The organism is Butyricicoccus pullicaecorum DSM 23266 (genome assembly GCF_900167005.1).
Lineage (GTDB): Bacteria > Bacillota > Clostridia > Oscillospirales > Butyricicoccaceae > Butyricicoccus > Butyricicoccus pullicaecorum.
Genome location: NZ_FUXW01000002.1, coordinates 296634 through 313006 on the forward strand (window position 1 = coordinate 296634; position 16373 = coordinate 313006).

The window sequence follows — 16373 nt, forward strand, 5'->3', positions numbered from 1 at the left end:
ATAAAGAGTTTTTATTCTGCGAAAATTCCGATTTTGCGGAATTTCTCGTAGCGTTTTTCAAGCAGTTGGTCAATCTGCGATACATTCATCAGCTCTCGCAGCTGTTCACCAATTGCTTTTTTGACATTGCGCATCAGGGAACTACTTTCCGGAATGATGCCTTCAATCATGCCGAATGCATACAGATCATCCGCAGTGATTTTCAGACGCTCCGCAGCTTCAAATTCCCGGCTGGCGTCCTTCCACAGAATAGACGCACATCCACGCGGCGAGATGACCGAATAAATGGCATTTTCCAGCATCAAAACGCGGTCGGCTACGGCCAGTGCAAGCGCACCGCCCGAACCGCCTTCACCGGTTACAATGCTGATAACCGGGGTGCGCAGCGCCATAAAATCACTCAGGCAGCGAGCAATCGCCTCACCCTGTCCGCGCTCCTCGGCACCGACACCGCAGAATGCACCGGCGGTATCAACAAAGCAGATGACCGGACGATGGAATTTCTCAGCCTGCTTTGCCAGACGCAGTGCCTTGCGGTACCCCTCAGGATGCGCCATTGCAAAGTTTGCCTTGATGTTTTCCTCGGTGTTTTTACCCTTGCGATGGCCGATGACCGTAACCGGAATGCCCTGGAAGGTAGCAACACCAGCGCAGATGGCATAGTCATCCGCATAACCGCGATCACCATGCAGTTCGATGAAATCATCGAAGATGGTGCGGGTGTAATCGTCGATCGTGGGACGTTTGCTGTCGTGAATGATACGCATTTTCTCGCGTACAGGGAGTTTTTCTTTTGTACTCATACCGAATCCCCCTGTCTCTGATGCATCCGCAGGAGCGTTTCCAGCGTGTGCTTCATTTGATTACGCGCTACAATTTTATCACAAAATCCGTGCGCAAGCAAGAACTCTGCGGACTGAAAATCGTCCGGAAGTTTTTCGCCGATGGTACCCTCGATGACGCGTCGGCCAGCAAAGCCGATCGTTGCACGAGGCTCGGCCAAAATAATATCTCCGAGCGAAGCGAAACTTGCCGTTACACCGCCGGTCGTCGGGTCGGTCAGAACGGTGATGTAGAGCAGACCAGCGTCCGAGTGACGGCGTACCGCACCGGATACTTTGGCCATCTGCAGCAGAGAGAACATACCTTCCTGCATGCGAGCGCCGCCGGAAGCCGTGAACAGGATTACAGGCAGCTTGTGGCGGGTCGCATATTCAAACAGGCGGGTCAGCTTTTCACCGACCACGCTGCCCATAGAAGCCATCAGGAAATGGCTATCCATGACACCAAGGCAGGTCTCAAGACCGCCGATGGTGCACACACCGGTAATCACGGCGTCTTTCATGCCGGTCTTTTCCTGAAGGGTTTCCAGCTTCTCGCTGTATCCCTCGAAGTCCAGCGGATTGCAGGGACGGATGTTGGAAAACAGCTCGGAGAAAGAATCCTTGTCGGCAGTAATGCGGATACGCGTGCGAGCAAGCAGACGCGCATAGTGTCCGCAAGACGGGCAGACGTAAAGGTTACGGCCATAATTGCGTGCCTGCAAGTGGGTACCACAGGCTTTGCAGACAATCTGCGGCTTTTCCTCAGGCAGCGTCGATGCAGATTTCATCTGCATGGAGGTTGTTCTTGTTTTCTGAAAAAGATCGATCAGCATATAGAAAACCTCCTTTCTTAGCGGTCAAAATCGCCGTTGGCGATGGAATTTGTGTGGAAATTACCCGAAATAAATGCATCCGATGCCAGCAGATGTAAGTGGAAATCGGTGCTGGTGGTAACGCCGTCGAACAAGGTCTCAGCGAGCGCACGACGCATGCGAGCGATTGCCTGGGTTCGGTCTTCGCCGCTGACGATCAGTTTGCCGATCATGCTGTCGTAGAACGGCGGGATCATGTAGCCCTGATAGGCAGCGGTATCCATGCGGACACCCGGACCGCCGGGCAGATGCATTGCGTTGATTCGTCCCGGACAGGGTGCGAAATCACGTGCGGGATCTTCTGCGTTGATACGGCATTCAATGGCGTGACCGCGCAGATGCAGGTCTTCCTGCGTAAACGACAGCGGCTCTCCTGCTGCAATACGAATCTGCTCGCAGACCAGATCAACACCGGTAACTTGCTCGGTGACCGGATGCTCTACCTGAATGCGGGTGTTCATCTCACAGAAGAAGAAATTCTTGTCGTTATCGACCAAAAATTCTACCGTACCGGCATTGATGTAGCCAACCTTTTTGGCAAGATCACGCGCAGCACAGCACATCTTTTCGCGGGTTTCCGGATCGAGGAAGAACGAAGGTGCTTCCTCCAGCAGTTTCTGATGACGGCGCTGGATGGAGCATTCACGTTCAAAGAGATGTACGACGTTGCCCTGCGTATCACCCAGAATCTGCACTTCGATGTGGCGCGGATTCTCAACGTATCGTTCGATATACAGACGACCATCACCAAAGTTTGCCTGTGCCTCACTCGATGCAGTGTCGTAGGCGCTCTTGAGCTCTTCCGGAGTCTTTGCGACACGGATACCCTTGCCGCCGCCACCGGCGGAAGCCTTCAGCATAACCGGATAGCCGATCTTTTTTGCCCAGGCCTCAGCCTCGGCATAATCGGCGACCGCGCCGTCCGAACCTAGAGCAACCGGTACACCAGCTGCGATGGCGGTACGCTTTGCCTCGGACTTATCACCCAGCAGATGAATGGTCTGTGGCTTGGGGCCGATGAAGGCAATGCCGTTTTCAATGGCCATCTGTGCAAATTCAGCGTTCTCAGACAGGAAACCGAAACCGGGATGAATTGCCTGCGCCCCCGATGCCAGCGCTGCCGAGATCAGGTTCTGCATATTGAGATAGCTGTCACGCGGATTGGCGGGGCCGATGCAAATGGCCTCGTCAGCAATCTGCGCGTGCAGTGCCTCGCGATCGGCTTCTGAATACACAGCAACCGAGATGATGCCAAGATCACGGCAGGCGCGGATGATGCGCACTGCGATTTCACCGCGATTGGCAATTAGGATTTTTTGAAACATAATACAATCACCCGAATCACTTGCCGATGAAGCACTTAATTTCTGCTTCGGAAGCCAGTTCTCCGTTTACGAAGGTCTTGCCCTGTGCAATCGCAAGCGGGCCGCGCTGCTTGACCAGCTCGATCTCCATGCACAGCGTCTCGCCCGGATGAACCATGCGGCGGAACTTGGCCTTGTCGATGCTGGTGTAGAAAGCGGTCTTACCGCGGTTCTGCTCCTGAGAGAGCAGTGCAACTGCGCCGACCTGAGCTAGTGCTTCCAGCTGGAAGACAGCGGGCATGATCGGTGCGCCGGGGAAATGGCCCTGGAAGAAGAATTCTTCGCCGGACAGATGCAACTCACCCTTTGCGCCATTGTCAGACTGTTCGGTAATGGTATCAACCAGCAGCATCGGCGGACGATGCGGGATGATCTCCATGATTTGTTCTTTGGTTAGCATGTGATTGCCCTCCTTACTCGATGACGACAAGTACCTGCTTGTATTCGACCATGTCGCCGTTCTGAGCGAGAATACGGCTGACTGTGCCGTCACAGGGGGCGGTAATTTCGTTCATGGTCTTCATTGCTTCGATGATAAACAGCGTGTCGCCCTTCTTGACCTGCTGGCCGACCTCGATAAACGGCGGCTCTTCGGGAGCGGGAGCGCTGTAAAAGATGCCGACCAGAGGTGCCTCAACCGGCGTGCCGGAGAAGGATTCCTCGACCGGAGAAGCGGCTGCGGGCTGTGCCTGCGGTGCTGCGGCAGCTGCCGGAGCAGCGACTGCAACAGCGGGAGCGGCTACAGCAACCGGAGCCTGCTGCGCTTCGATGCGAATCTGAAAATCCTCACACTTGAGCGAGAACGCGGAAAGATTGCGCTGACGGACGGCATCCATCAGGTCAATCGAGAGTGCCTTTAATTCTTTTGCGTCCATTTAGTCCTCCATTTTCCGGAACAGCAGAGCTGCATTGTGACCGCCAAAGCCCAGAGAGTTGCTCAGTGCGATATTGACGGGCGCTTCTACTGCATGGTTGGGTGTGATGTCCAAATCACAATCCGGATCGGGTTCCTTGTAGCCGATGGTGGGCGGAATGATGCCGTTCTGGATTGCCATGACACAGGCAATCGCCTCGACCGCACCTGCTGCGCCGAGCAGATGGCCGGTCATCGACTTGGTAGAAGAAATGTGCACCTTGTATGCACTCTCGCCCAGTGCCTTCTTGATTGCCATGGTCTCGATCTTCTCATTGATCGGAGTTGAGGTGCCGTGTGCGTTGATATAATCAACCTGATCGGGGGTGATGCCAGCGTCAGCCATTGCAACCATCATAGCGCGTGCGCCGCCCTCACCTTCCGGATCGGGAGCTGTGATGTGGTATGCGTCCGAGGTTGCGCCGTAGCCGATGACCTCAGCCAGAATTTTCGCACCGCGTGCCTTTGCATGGCTCAGGCTCTCGAGTACAAGTGCACCAGCGCCCTCACCCATGACAAAACCGCTGCGGCGTGCATCGAACGGAACCGAAGCTGCCTCCGGGTCTTCGCCGGTATGCAGTGCCTTCATGTTCTGGAAGCCAGCAGTCGCGATGCGAATGATGCATGCCTCTGCGCCGCCTGCGATCATAACGTCCTGATAGCCATGCTTGATGGCGCGGTATGCCTCGCCGATTGCATGGTTGCCGGTTGCACAAGCGGTAACCGGGCAGATGGATTCGCCCTTAAAGCCGAGCAGCATGGAGATATGCGCTGCGCCCATGTTGGCGATCATCTCGGGAATGCAGAGCGGAGACACGCGGCCGGGGCCCTTTTCGACCATCTTGGGGAATTCATCCTCAAATACCTTCAGGCCGCCAACACCGGAACCGAAGAACACGCCCGAACGATAGGGATCGAAGGAACCTTCGACCAGTCCGGCCTGATCTGCGGCCTGCTTGGCTGCTGCGACTGCAAAATGGCAGTAGCTGTCCATGCGCTTTGCCTCGCGCTTATCAACATACAAAGTCGGGTCGAAGTCCTTGACTTCAGCCGCAAGCTTTGCTTTAAAGTTGGTAGTATCAAAATGGGTAATCGGTCCAATACCGTTTTTGCCGGTCTTCAGACCCTCCCAGAAGGTCGGGACATCATTACCGATCGGGGTAACTGCACCCATACCTGTGATAACGACTCTTTCCATGTATGATCCTCCTTAGATGCCCATGCCGCCGTCTGCGATGATAACCTGACCGGTTACGTAAGATGCGGCGTCGGATGCGAGAAACGCAACGACATTTGCGATCTCTTCCGGCTGGCCAAAACGGCCGAGAGCAATTTGCTTTTTTGCGCCTTCCTTGACAGCGTCCGGAAGGTTTTGGGTCATATCAGTATCGATGAAACCGGGAGCGACAGCATTTACCGTGATGCCGCGCGCACCGAGTTCCTTTGCTGCGGATTTGGTCATACCGATCAGACCGGCCTTTGCAGCCGAGTAGTTGACCTGACCAGCGTTTCCGGCGACGCCGGAAACCGAGCTGATGTTGACGATACGGCCAGCCTTGGCACGCAGCATCATCGCACCACACAGACGGAGCATGTTGAATGCACCCTTGAGGTTGGTGTTGATGACCTCGTCAAACTGTGCCTCGCTCATGCGTACGAGCAGACCATCGCGGGTGATACCGGCGTTATTGACCAGAATACCCGGCACGCCAAGCTCTTCCTTGATTTCCTTGAGCGCTGCGTCACATGCTGCAAAGTCAGCGACGTTCCAAGCCTTTGCAACGGCACGAACACCGTGTGCACGGCACTTTTCTGCAACTGCTTCCGCCTTTTCTACCGAAGAAGAGCAGTTGATGACAACGTCGTGACCCTGCTCGGCCAGTTTTTCAGCGATCGCGGCGCCAATACCGCGGGAACCACCAGTAATGATTGCTAATGCCATGCGTTAGCCTTCCTTTCCAACAAAACGTGCGGCGCGAGCGGCCAGTACTTCCTCAGCTCCGCCGATGAGCTTGTCCATGATTGCCTTACAGGTGGTGGGCTCATTGAGCAGACCAGCAATCTGACCGGACATGAAGGTACCTTCCTCAAAGTTGCCGTCCTGAACAGCCTTGCGCAGCGAACCTGCGGTCATGGCCTCGATTTCCTCAAGCGAACGGTCGTCGCCGGTCTTTTCCAGCTGTGCACACTTGCGCACCAGCGGAGACTTGATGGAGCGAACCGGATGACCGTTTGCACGGCCGGTAACCATGGTCGAAATATCGCTTGCCTTGAGCACAAGTTCCTTGTACTTGTCCGAGATTTCGCACTCTTCTGCGGTCAGGAAGATGGTGCCGCACTGTACGCCTTCTGCGCCCAGTGCCAGCATTGCAGCAACACCGCGGCCATCACCTGCGCCGCCGGCGCCGATTACCGGAATGCTGACTGCATCGACAACCTGCGGCAGCAGAGCCATCGTGGTGGTCTCGCCGATGTGACCGCCGGACTCCATACCCTCAGCGATGACAGCATCTGCACCAGCGCGCTCCATGCGCTTTGCCAGTGCAACCGATGCAACGACCGGAATGACCTTGATGTTTGCAGCCTTCCAGTCTGCCAGATACTTGCCGGGGTTGCCTGCACCGGTGGTGATGACCTCGATCTTTTCTTCTACAGCCAGCTTTGCCAGATCATCTGCATTGGGGCTGAGCAGCATGATATTTAAGCCCAGCGGCTTTTTGGTCAGAGCACGTGCGGTGTGGATCTCCTGACGGATGACTTCAACCGGAGCAGCACCGCCGGCGATGATACCAAGGCCGCCAGCCTCGCTGACAGCAGCTGCCAGATGACCGTTTGCGATCCAAGCCATAGCACCCTGGAAAACAGGGTATTCAATTCCGAGAAGCTCTGTAATTCTGGTTTTCATGATATCCTCCTCAAATCCGAATCAGTGCAGCGCCATAAGTCAGGCCGCCGCCGAATCCGCTAATAACGATGTGCTGGCCGGCCTTGAGCTGACCATTCTTGCGCATTTCATCCAAACAAAGTGCAACGCTGACACCAGAGGTGTTGCCGTAACGATCAATGTTGACGTAAACCTTTTTGGGGTCCAGACCATAGCGTGTGGTGACCATTTGCAGGATACGTACATTTGCCTGATGCAGAACGAACCAATCAATCTGATCGGCAGTCATATTTGCCTGATGCAGTACCGCATCAATGGCCTCGGGTACAGCAGATGCAGTGAAACGGAATACATCGCTGCCAGCCATTTTCAGGAAACGGTGGTCGCACACAGCGCGGGGACCCTGTGCCAGAGGATCTTCTACCGGCAGGCATTGTGCCTTGAGGCACTCACCCAGCGTACCGTTTGCACGCATGTAGGTCGTCAGGACACCTTCCTGCTCAGAAGCCTGGAATACAGCAGCTGCTGCACCATCACCGAAGATGACACAGGTAGAGCGGTCGGTGTAGTCGATGATGCGGCTGAGCGTCTCTGCGCAGATGACCAAGACAGTCTTGGCCTTCCCTGCACGGATGAAGCTGTCTGCAACATCTACACTGTACACAAAACCCGAGCAGGCCGCGGACAGATCAAAAGCCATTGCCTTGGATGCGCCCAGCTTGCCCTGTACCATACAGGAAACCGAGGGCGTGAAGAAGTCCGGGGTTGCGGTGCCGACGATGATGAGGTCGAGCTCGGATGCGTCCAGAGCAGCATCCTCCAGTGCACGTCGACCAGCCTCGAGAGCCAGTTCCCAAGTCGCGGTATTTTGTGCAATACGGCGCTCGCGGATACCCGTGCGTTTTACGATCCATTCGTCGTTGGTATCTACCATGCTTTCCAGCATTTCGTTCGTCAATTTCAGGTCCGGCATGTAACTGCCAGTACCAATCAGTCTCGTACCGATATTGTTCACGCTCCTCGCGTTTTATAATATAAATCCGGTGTTAAATCCTGCCAGATTTGCAGCGGAAAAAAATTTACTTTATCAATCGCCGGAAACCACCAAATCGACAAAAGATTTAGAATTTGGCGATAGTTTGATTGACAAAGTAATCTTATAATATTATAATAAGACCCGATTGTGATGTCAACCTTTTCTTGATAGAAAAAACGGAAAAGATGGAAAAATACGTGGTTTTGAAAACCATGAACAATGGAGGAGAAGGTAATGGAATACGGATTTGCATTTTTCCCTGGACAGGGCGCACAGCACACACAGATGGGTCAGGCGCTGTATGAGAGCAGCGAGGCGGCACGCCGTGTATTTGATCGCGCATCGTCTGTTGCAGACCTGGACGTTGCAAAACTGTGCTTTGAGAGCAGCCAGGAAGAGCTGAATCGTACGGTCAATTCGCAGATTGCGATTTTCACCCATTCGCTGGCTTGCTATGAGGCACTCAAGGATGCCGGTGTTACTTTCAAGGCATGCGCAGGTTTTTCGCTCGGTGAGTATACCGCGCTGGTAGCAGCAGGAATTCTGTCCGTTGAGGACGGTATTCGTCTGGTACGCCGCCGCGGACAGCTGATGCAGCAGGCAGCAGATTCCATGGATGGCTGCATGGCAGCGATTCTGGGACTGGAAGACGAGCAGGTTGAGCAGGCTTGTGCATCGGTCGACGGCATTGTGTTCCCGGTAAACTATAACTGCCCGGGTCAGCTGGTTATCGCTGGTGAGCGTCCCGCAGTTGAGAAGGCAATTGCAGCTTGCAAGGAGGCTGGTGCACGCCGTGCCCTTCCCCTCGCAGTCAGCGGCGCATTCCATACCAGCCTGATGGCTGAGGCTGCAAAGGAACTGCGTGCATTCGCGCAGGATCTGACCGTACACGAAGCAGTGATGCCGATTTACACCAATGTAACGGGTGAGAAACTGGAAGTTACCGATCTGCCCGCACATCTGGAGCGTCATATGTGCTCTCCGGTACGCTGGAAGAGTCTGGTTGCAAACGGCATGGCAGACGGTCTGACCACTGGTGTTGAGATCGGCCCGGGCAAGACTCTGGCTGGTTTTGCTAAGAAGATCAGCAAGGAACTGACCGTGCGCACGGCAGAAACACCGGAAGATGTTGCAGCAGTTGCTGGCGCATAATTCAGAAAAAGAAAGGCGAAATAAAATGAAAAGAACCTGACATTTGTCAGGTTCTTTTTGGTTATAGAATGGAATCTCGAGTATAATCGGTCAGTCCATCGGGTAACTTCTCAAGCAGCGCAGAGACCGTTGTTTTGTCCTCTACAAGGGCTTTCAGCTCAGCATCGGTGGCACCGACCAGCTGAACAAACTGTACCTTGCCGTTCGGTGTATCCATTGTACCTAGCTTATCTTCCATAGTTAAAAATCCGGTGATTTGCGAGCTTCCATCCGCATCAATGCCGGTAGTCTGGCCGGTATAAATATACTCTTCGGGAGAGAAAATATCGCCGTCTTCAAAGGACATGCGTGCGAGCGTCTGCAAAATGCCGCAGATATTTTTATATTCCTTGTCGCGCTTGCGGATGCCGTCTTTTTTGAGCTTTAACGTCAGTTCAAAGCCCAGACCGCTGTATGCAGCATGCTGAGATTCCTTTTCGTAGAGCTCGGAAAATCCATAGGTGACAAAGTGGTAGTACGAACCGCCGTCGTAAATGCTGATGCCGTCGAGCGGGTCGTTGCCGCCCATACGATAGCTCAGAACTGGTGCATAGTGGATTGGATTAGTTTGGTCAGGGTATAAGGTGAGCATGGCCTGCGTAATGGCGTCCCAACCGCTGGTTTCGGGCATATCCATGATTATATCATCTCCTTATCACGAAAAAGCGGCCAAAAACAGGCCGCTTTTGCTTACTTCTTGTTTTGCAGCAGAGAATTGAGCTCTTCCAGGAAGGTATTGATGTCCTTGAACTGACGATAGACCGACGCGAAGCGTACATAGGCCACTTCGTCGACGTTTTTCAACTCCTGCATGACCATTTCACCGATTTTCTGAGAAGAAATTTCGGTTTCCAGTGTACCGAACAATTTTTGTTCGACGGTATCTACCAGTTGCTCCAAGCGTGCCTGAGGTACCGGGCGCTTTTCGCATGCTTTCATCACACCGCTGAGCAGTTTATTACGATCATAAGGCTCACGGGTGCCATCACGTTTGACCAGCATAAGGGGCAGGCGCTCAATCGTCTCGTAGGTTGTGAAACGCTTGAGGCAGTGAAGGCATTCGCGTCTGCGGCGGATGCTAGTTCCCTCGTCTGTCGGTCGAGAATCTACGACCTTGCTGTCGGGGTAATTACAGAACGGGCACTTCATAAGATCACTCACTTATCTTCACATAGGTTCATGCATATATTTTACCATAGAACCAATCTGCGGCAAAGAGATTTTTGCAAAAATCGCAAAAATCTTTGAGGGCTCAATATAATTTTGCGCGAAGCAAATCGCCTGCACATTGTACTTGAGAATCGTCAGAAAAGTTTGCAGAATAGACCTCGATCAGCATCTGATGGTCGTATTGATACCGTTTCAGCGACTGCATGAGCAGGTCGTAATCCATACTTCCCTCCCCTGGCAGCAGACAGCTGTGGGTGGTATCGTAATCGTTAATATGGATATTGCGCAGACGATTTCCCATCACATCCAGGTAGGCCGACCAATGCTGACCGGCACGGTTGGCCTGCTTGATATCCAGCGTGTAGCGCAGTTCGGGGACATGTTCGGTCAGCAGCCGCAGATATTCCGGGTCACGGGATTTACACCATGCGACGTTCTCCTGCGTTAGTGTGATCCCCTCCTGCTGTGCCATATCGCATAACGTGTGATAGACCTCATAGGTGCGGTTCATGTGTTCAAACAGAGTCTCCTGTGCCATGAAACGCTCTCCGTGAAAGGTCAGATATTGAGCGCCCAATCGTGCTGCGGCACGCATGTATTTGCGGTATTGTGTCAGTCCATCCTCTGTTCGGCGTGCGTAGTTTGAGAATAAAAGCATGCCTTCCATCAAAGACGTGTAAGGATGAATGGAAATGATTTCGATACCGTTGCGATCGGTTAATCGCTTCAGCGTATCCAGAAAAGACGGATCATATTCGCTTTCGGTGTTGAAGAAAATCTCGATGACCGAGAAACCGAGGGATGCAATCCGGTCAATGGTTTCTTCGAGCGGCTGCGGATAAAAACAAGCGGTGGAGATGCCGAGGCGCATGGACGCCCTCCTTTCGTGAAAGAAAAGAAGGACACCAAAACGGTATCCTTCTTTATGGTTGTTATACGCGGTGCTTCTTGAAGCGCTTTCTGAAGAAAGCCCACAGAGAGCTGGACAGGAAGATAGACGAGTAGGCACCAGATACAATACCTATCAGAAGCGGCAGCGTGAAGTTGCGCAGCGACGGTACACCCAGAATGAACACCATACCGATGGTGAACAGCGTGGTGAGCGTGGTATTGATGGTACGACCCATGGTCTGCCAGATCGAACGATCGGCAATCGACTCGAAGCTTTCCTTGCGTGCGGTGCGCAGGTTTTCACGAATACGGTCGAATACGATGATCGACGCATTGATCGAGTAACCGAGAATGGTCAGCGCGCACGCGATAAAGTTCTGGTTGAACGGCAGCTGGAAGATGACGTAAACCGACAGCATGGCCAGAAGGTCATGAATCAGGCAGATGACAGCAGCCAGACCAGAGGTAAACTCAAAGCGGAACGAGATGTAGACGAGCATCAGAACAACGGCAACGATTGCAGACAGGAAAGCTGCCTTCTTCAGGTCGTCACCGACCGTCTTGCCGACGTCTTCGTTGGAGATCAGATCGTCATCGGTCAGACCATACTTTTCCTGCATCGCAGTGATCACGTCTGCACGCTGCTCACTGGTGAGGCTGGTCGAACGGATGATAACTTCGTTGTTCTCATCGCCCGTGATCTGCGGTGCGTTGGGTTCTACACCGGTCGTGTCCTTTACCAGAGCCTGAATCTCATTGAGGACATCTGCGTTGAGCTCGGTGTTTTCCATGCGGAATTCCATCTGCGTGCCGCCGGCGAAGTCGATGTCAAAGTTATAAAGGTTCACACCGAACGGAAGTGCCAGCAAGCTGACCAGACCGGTGATGCAGAGCAGGACGGAAATAACAGCAAAAATCTTAAAATGCTTTACGATTGAAAAATGGTTCTTCATTTTGGCTCCTCCCCTCCTTACGCACCGTAGACCTTAGGACTGCGAATCTTAAAGTCGACCATGCGATTGAGCAGGAAGTGCGTGAGGGTCAGCGCAGTGAACATGGAGATGATGACACCCAGTCCAAGCGTTGTAGCAAAGCCGACGATCGTACCGGTACCCAGGAAATACAGGACGCCAGCAGCGATCAGGGTCGTAACGTTAGAGTCCAAAATTGCAGTGAATGCACGCTTAAAGCCCGAATCAATCGCGGATTTAACCGTCTTACCTGCACGCAGCTCTTCCTTGACGCGTTCGAAGATAATGACGTTTGCGTCAACTGCCATACCGATCGACAGGATGATACCGGCAATACCGGGCAGCGAAAGGTTAACATGCAGCAGCCCCAGAATGATCAGCTCGAGAGTGCAGTAGAAGGCCAGCGCGATGCAGGCGATGAAGCCAGGCAGACGATAGACCAGAATCATAAAGATGCAAACGAGAGCAATACCGATGGCTGCGGCGTAAACGCTGGTTTTGAGTGCATCAGCGCCCAGCTGCGGGCCAACCGAACGCAGCTCAACCTGCTGCAGCGAGAACGGCAGCTGACCGACGTTGATCAGGTTTGCAAGCTCACGCGCGGAATCCTCGGTGAAGTTACCGTTGATTGAGCAAGTGGAGCTGTTGATTGCCTGACTAACGGCCGGAGCGGAAACGATCTGATCGTCCAGAACGATGGCGAGCAGATTCTGACCGCTGGCTGCATCCATCTGAGAGATTGCAGAAGTGGCTTCGTAGAACTTCTGAACAGCATCGGAGTTAAACTCCAGTGCAACATACCATTCATCGACAACCGAGCTTGCGGACGGCTTGCCATAGACAGCAGTTGCCTGCTTGATGTCCGAACCGGTCAGCCATTCCTTACCAGTCATATCCATAAAGGACAGCTTTGCCGTAGCACCCAGCATCTGTACCGCGTCTTCGGGATTCTTGATGTTGGGGATCTCGACCAGCAGACGATTGTCACCCTGGATGGAGACGTTGGCTTCGGTGTAGCCTTCGGCAGTCAGACGGCTGCGCAGCAGGCTCTGTGCGGTAACCATGTCATTTGCCAGGTTACCGTTGTCGTAATCCTCGGGCAGAATGGCCTCAAAGGTGATAGACGAACCGCCTACCAGGTCCAGACCACGACGGATACCATTGGTAGCATCGTGAATGCTGGGGATGATGACCGTGGCGTTTTCGGCATCTTCGGCCGACATGTTGACCGGGGTGACGAATCCGCCAGGGATGGTGAGTCCCTTAATTGTCGCGACGGCCATCACACCAATGAGCAGGATCACGGCAATAAAAGAGAAAATACTCTTTTTCACGTTTTAAACCTCCTAAATAAAATACACATAACGTGTATTATAGCCCCATTCGACAGGGTTGTCAAATCGGTCGATTACAGATTGATTTCGACCGTAATATCTGCGTCTGCGAGGTAGGGCTTGATACGAGGCTCAACTTCGTTGTGCAGGAAATCGTCGACCTGTGCCGGGCAGCGTCCGATGTAGCGAGCGGGATCGAGCTCTGCCATGATTTCTTCACGGGTCAGACCGAACATCGGGTCAGCAGCAATGCGATCGATCAGGTCATTTTCCAGACCTTCCTCCTTGATGCGCTTGCCAGCTGCCATGGAGTGCATACGAATCTGCTCATGCAGCTCCTGACGGTTGCCGCCGCGCTTTACAGCACTCATCATGATGTTCTCGGTTGCCATAAAGGGCAGCTCGTTCATGACGCGCTGATGAATGACCTTGGGATATACAACCAGACCGGAGACGACGTTGATCATGATGTTCAGGATGGCGTCGACAGCCAGGAAGCCTTCCGGAATGGAGATACGCTTGTTGGCGGAGTCGTCCAGCGTACGCTCGAACCACTGATTGTAAGCGGTAAAGGCAGGGTTCAGGCTGTCGCAGATGACATAGCGAGCCAGAGCGCAGATACGCTCGGAACGCATGGGATTGCGCTTGTAGGGCATTGCAGACGAGCCAATCTGATGTGCTTCGAAGGGCTCTTCGATCTCCTTGAGGTGCTGGAGCAGGCGCAGGTCGGTTGCAAACTTACCGGCAGACTGTGCGATGCCGGACAGCGTAGCGAGTACCTGAGCGTCGATCTTACGGGAGTAGGTCTGACCGGAAACCGGAACAACACCAGCGAAGCCGAAATCGTCAGCGATCATCTGCTCCATCTTCTTGATCTTCTCATCATCGCCGTCGAACAGTTCCATAAAGGAAGCCTGCGTACCGGTAGTGCCCTTAGAGCCCAGCATGCGCAGATTCTCGATACGGTAGTTGATCTCATCGAGGTCCATGAGCAGCTCGTTCATCCAAAGGGTTGCACGCTTGCCGACGGTGGTCAGCTGTGCGGGCTGGAAATGGGTGAAACCAAGGGTGGGCTGCGCCTTGTGCTCTTCTGCGAAGACAGACAGCTTTTCCAGAACAGCAACCAGCTTTTTACGTACCAGCTTGAGGCCTTCACGCAGCTGAATGATGTCGGTATTATCGCCTACATAAGCGCTGGTCGCTCCCAGATGAATAATGCCGGCAGCTTTGGGGGCAACCTTACCGAAAGCATAGACATGACTCATAACGTCATGGCGGACTTCCTTCTCACGTGCACGGGCGACTTCGTAGTCGATGTTGTCCTTGTTGGCCTCCATTTCATCGATCTGCTCCTGGGTGATGTTGAGACCCAGAGCCTTCTCTGCCTTAGCCAGAGAGATCCACAGACGACGCCAGGTGGAGAACTTCATGTCGGGAGAAAAGACATACAGCATCTCCTTGGAAGCATAACGTGCCGAGAACGGACTTTCATAAACAGCGCTCAATGTTAGACATCCTTTCGCATACAAAATTGGTCAAATGAACAAAAAAGACGGACGAAAACGTCCGTCTTTATTTTAGCAGTTTTCGCAGGTGCCTGCAAGAAAAAATGCAGATCGCCGATGATTTTAGGCGTTTTTAATAAACTCTTCCAGTCGGTCGAGGCCCTTATCGATTTCTTGCATAGACGTTGCGTAGCTCCAGCGGATAAAGCCGGGGGCTGCGAACGCAGTACAAGGTACGGTTGCAACCAGACCCTTTTCCAGGAACAGCTTGGCAAAGTCATTGTCATCGTTGATTTTCTGGCCGTACATTTCCTTGCCGATAAAGGAATGCATGTCCATCATAACGTAGAATGCACCCTGCGGCTTAATGCAGGAAACGCCTTCGATTTTATTCATGCGCTCAACCAAGTGGTCACGACGTGCCTGGAATGCCTTGCGCATGTATTCAATATCTTCCTGCGGGCCGTTCAGTGCTTCGATGGCAGCATACTGGGAAATGGTGCTGGGCGCGGAGGTCGAGTGACTGACATAGTTGCTCATTGCACGCGCGATTTCGGGGGACGCTGCGGCATAACCGATACGCCAACCGGTCATAGCATAGGACTTGGATACACCGTTGATGACGATGCAGCGGCGGTTGATCTCTTCACCCAGAGAGGCAATCGAGCAGTACTCCAGATCATCATAAACCAGATTGCTGTAAATATCGTCAGCGATTACATACAGATTGTGCTTGATGCAGACATCAGCGATTGCCTGCAGCTCTTCCTTGGTGTAAACCATACCAGTCGGGTTCGAGGGAGAGTTGAGCATAAACGCTTTGGTCTTGGGCGTAATAGCAGCTTCCAGCTGATCGGCGGTGATTTTGAAGTGCTGATCCTGACCTGCTGCAACGATGACCGGAATTGCGCCTGCCTGCTGAACCATTTCGCTGTAAGAAACCCAGTACGGTGCTGCGATTACGACCTCATCACCCGGATCGCAGAGAACCATGAGCGAGAGGAAAACGACGTGCTTTGCGCCGGAAGCGACAACGATCTGCTCGGGACGATACTCCAGACCGTAATCTTCACGCATGCGGTAGCAAGCAGCCTTTTTCAGCTCAAGCAGACCGGATGCCGGTGTATATTTGGTTTTATTGTTTTCAATTGCGAGAATACCAGCCTGCTTGATGTGCTCGGGCGTGGGAAAATCGGGCTCGCCGGCGCCAAAACCGACAACATCGATACCGTTGGCCTTCATATCTTTGAACATCGAGTCAATCACCAATGTGGTAGATGCCTGTACACGGGATGCAATTTTTGAAATGGGCTTAAGATCCTGATGCATTTATAGTGACCCCCTTGGTTTAGTAATTCTATTATACGGCAATTGATCGATTTTTGCAAGATGAGAGCGAAAAAGCTGCAAGGCATAGA

17 protein-coding genes are annotated in these 16373 nt (G+C 53.1%); 1 reads left to right on the forward strand and 16 read right to left on the reverse strand.

The genetic code is table 11. The features are described from left to right. Nucleotides 1–11 precede the first annotated feature (11 nt). Genes B5D52_RS05630 through B5D52_RS05670 form a run of 9 tightly spaced genes read right to left on the reverse strand, consistent with a single transcriptional unit; the run spans nucleotide 12 to nucleotide 7872 of the window. Nucleotides 12–803: an acetyl-CoA carboxylase carboxyltransferase subunit alpha gene (locus tag B5D52_RS05630; protein ID WP_016146635.1), complete on the reverse strand. Its 792-nt coding sequence runs from the start codon at nucleotides 801–803 to the stop codon at nucleotides 12–14. Continuing rightward, complete coding sequence (accD, locus tag B5D52_RS05635; protein WP_040332645.1) at nucleotides 800–1651, reverse strand: acetyl-CoA carboxylase, carboxyltransferase subunit beta; 852 nt, start codon at nucleotides 1649–1651, stop codon at nucleotides 800–802. Before accD ends, B5D52_RS05630 begins: the two co-directional genes overlap by 4 nt. Nucleotides 1652–1674: 23 nt before the next feature. After that, nucleotides 1675–3021, reverse strand: coding sequence for an acetyl-CoA carboxylase biotin carboxylase subunit (accC, locus tag B5D52_RS05640; RefSeq protein ID WP_016146637.1), 1347 nt, complete (start codon nucleotides 3019–3021; stop codon nucleotides 1675–1677). 16 nt (nucleotides 3022–3037) lie between these two features. Then, nucleotides 3038–3460 (reverse strand): 3-hydroxyacyl-ACP dehydratase FabZ, encoded by a 423-nt coding sequence (gene fabZ, locus B5D52_RS05645; RefSeq protein WP_016146638.1) that lies wholly within the window; start codon nucleotides 3458–3460, stop codon nucleotides 3038–3040. A gap of 13 nt (nucleotides 3461–3473) precedes the next feature. Then, on the reverse strand, nucleotides 3474–3935 hold the full coding sequence (accB, locus tag B5D52_RS05650; protein WP_016146639.1) for an acetyl-CoA carboxylase biotin carboxyl carrier protein: 462 nt from the start codon (nucleotides 3933–3935) through the stop codon (nucleotides 3474–3476). Next, nucleotides 3936–5171 (reverse strand): beta-ketoacyl-ACP synthase II, encoded by a 1236-nt coding sequence (fabF, locus tag B5D52_RS05655; RefSeq protein ID WP_016146640.1) that lies wholly within the window; start codon nucleotides 5169–5171, stop codon nucleotides 3936–3938. Nucleotides 5172–5183: 12 nt separating this feature from the next. Continuing rightward, on the reverse strand, nucleotides 5184–5915 hold the full coding sequence (gene fabG / locus B5D52_RS05660) for a 3-oxoacyl-[acyl-carrier-protein] reductase (protein ID WP_016146641.1): 732 nt from the start codon (nucleotides 5913–5915) through the stop codon (nucleotides 5184–5186). A 3-nt stretch (nucleotides 5916–5918) separates the two neighbouring features. Next, the gene (gene fabK / locus B5D52_RS05665; protein WP_016146642.1) at nucleotides 5919–6878 is read right to left on the reverse strand and encodes an enoyl-[acyl-carrier-protein] reductase FabK; all 960 of its coding nucleotides are present in this window, start codon (nucleotides 6876–6878) and stop codon (nucleotides 5919–5921) included. Nucleotides 6879–6888: 10 nt separating this feature from the next. Then, nucleotides 6889–7872, reverse strand: a complete 984-nt coding sequence (locus tag B5D52_RS05670) for a beta-ketoacyl-ACP synthase III (protein WP_040332464.1) — start codon at nucleotides 7870–7872, stop codon at nucleotides 6889–6891. Between the two features lie 255 nt (nucleotides 7873–8127). On the opposite strand from B5D52_RS05670, the gene fabD reads away from it, so the two are divergent. Beyond that, nucleotides 8128–9045 carry an ACP S-malonyltransferase gene (gene fabD / locus B5D52_RS05675; RefSeq protein ID WP_016146644.1) on the forward strand — a complete coding sequence of 306 codons (918 nt, stop codon included), beginning with the start codon at nucleotides 8128–8130 and terminating at the stop codon, nucleotides 9043–9045. 61 nt (nucleotides 9046–9106) lie between these two features. Here the strand turns inward: fabD and B5D52_RS05680 are convergent, their stop codons facing one another. From B5D52_RS05680 to B5D52_RS05710, 7 genes are all read right to left on the reverse strand, one after another. Next, entirely contained in the window at nucleotides 9107–9721 is a 615-nt protein-coding gene (locus tag B5D52_RS05680; protein ID WP_016146645.1) for a suppressor of fused domain protein, read from the reverse strand. Between the two features lie 53 nt (nucleotides 9722–9774). Continuing rightward, nucleotides 9775–10233, reverse strand: a complete 459-nt coding sequence (gene nrdR, locus B5D52_RS05685; protein WP_016146646.1) for a transcriptional regulator NrdR — start codon at nucleotides 10231–10233, stop codon at nucleotides 9775–9777. Nucleotides 10234–10336: 103 nt separating this feature from the next. Beyond that, nucleotides 10337–11125, reverse strand: a complete 789-nt coding sequence (locus B5D52_RS05690) for a sugar phosphate isomerase/epimerase family protein (RefSeq protein ID WP_016146647.1) — start codon at nucleotides 11123–11125, stop codon at nucleotides 10337–10339. A gap of 61 nt (nucleotides 11126–11186) precedes the next feature. Continuing rightward, complete coding sequence (gene secF / locus B5D52_RS05695; RefSeq protein ID WP_016146648.1) at nucleotides 11187–12098, reverse strand: protein translocase subunit SecF; 912 nt, start codon at nucleotides 12096–12098, stop codon at nucleotides 11187–11189. A 17-nt stretch (nucleotides 12099–12115) separates the two neighbouring features. After that, nucleotides 12116–13450, reverse strand: coding sequence for a protein translocase subunit SecD (secD, locus tag B5D52_RS05700; RefSeq protein WP_016146649.1), 1335 nt, complete (start codon nucleotides 13448–13450; stop codon nucleotides 12116–12118). Between the two features lie 74 nt (nucleotides 13451–13524). Beyond that, entirely contained in the window at nucleotides 13525–14955 is a 1431-nt protein-coding gene (purB, locus tag B5D52_RS05705) for an adenylosuccinate lyase (RefSeq protein WP_016146650.1), read from the reverse strand. A 123-nt stretch (nucleotides 14956–15078) separates the two neighbouring features. Next, a complete protein-coding gene (locus tag B5D52_RS05710) occupies nucleotides 15079–16284 on the reverse strand; it encodes a pyridoxal phosphate-dependent aminotransferase (RefSeq protein ID WP_016146651.1) in 1206 nt (401 codons plus the stop codon). Nucleotides 16285–16373: the final 89 nt, after the last annotated feature.

Coding starts and splice junctions, on each gene's coding strand:
- accC (WP_016146637.1), bottom strand. CDS start 3,021: ATGTTTCAAAAAATCCTAATTGCCAATCGCGGTGAAATCGCAGTGCGC.
- fabF (WP_016146640.1), bottom strand. CDS start 5,171: ATGGAAAGAGTCGTTATCACAGGTATGGGTGCAGTTACCCCGATCGGT.
- B5D52_RS05680 (WP_016146645.1), bottom strand. CDS start 9,721: ATGGATATGCCCGAAACCAGCGGTTGGGACGCCATTACGCAGGCCATG.
- fabD (WP_016146644.1), top strand. CDS start 8,128: ATGGAATACGGATTTGCATTTTTCCCTGGACAGGGCGCACAGCACACA.
- B5D52_RS05690 (WP_016146647.1), bottom strand. CDS start 11,125: ATGCGCCTCGGCATCTCCACCGCTTGTTTTTATCCGCAGCCGCTCGAA.
- B5D52_RS05710 (WP_016146651.1), bottom strand. CDS start 16,284: ATGCATCAGGATCTTAAGCCCATTTCAAAAATTGCATCCCGTGTACAG.
- nrdR (WP_016146646.1), bottom strand. CDS start 10,233: ATGAAGTGCCCGTTCTGTAATTACCCCGACAGCAAGGTCGTAGATTCT.
- fabG (WP_016146641.1), bottom strand. CDS start 5,915: ATGGCATTAGCAATCATTACTGGTGGTTCCCGCGGTATTGGCGCCGCG.
- secF (WP_016146648.1), bottom strand. CDS start 12,098: ATGAAGAACCATTTTTCAATCGTAAAGCATTTTAAGATTTTTGCTGTT.
- B5D52_RS05630 (WP_016146635.1), bottom strand. CDS start 803: ATGAGTACAAAAGAAAAACTCCCTGTACGCGAGAAAATGCGTATCATT.
- fabK (WP_016146642.1), bottom strand. CDS start 6,878: ATGAAAACCAGAATTACAGAGCTTCTCGGAATTGAATACCCTGTTTTC.
- fabZ (WP_016146638.1), bottom strand. CDS start 3,460: ATGCTAACCAAAGAACAAATCATGGAGATCATCCCGCATCGTCCGCCG.
- accB (WP_016146639.1), bottom strand. CDS start 3,935: ATGGACGCAAAAGAATTAAAGGCACTCTCGATTGACCTGATGGATGCC.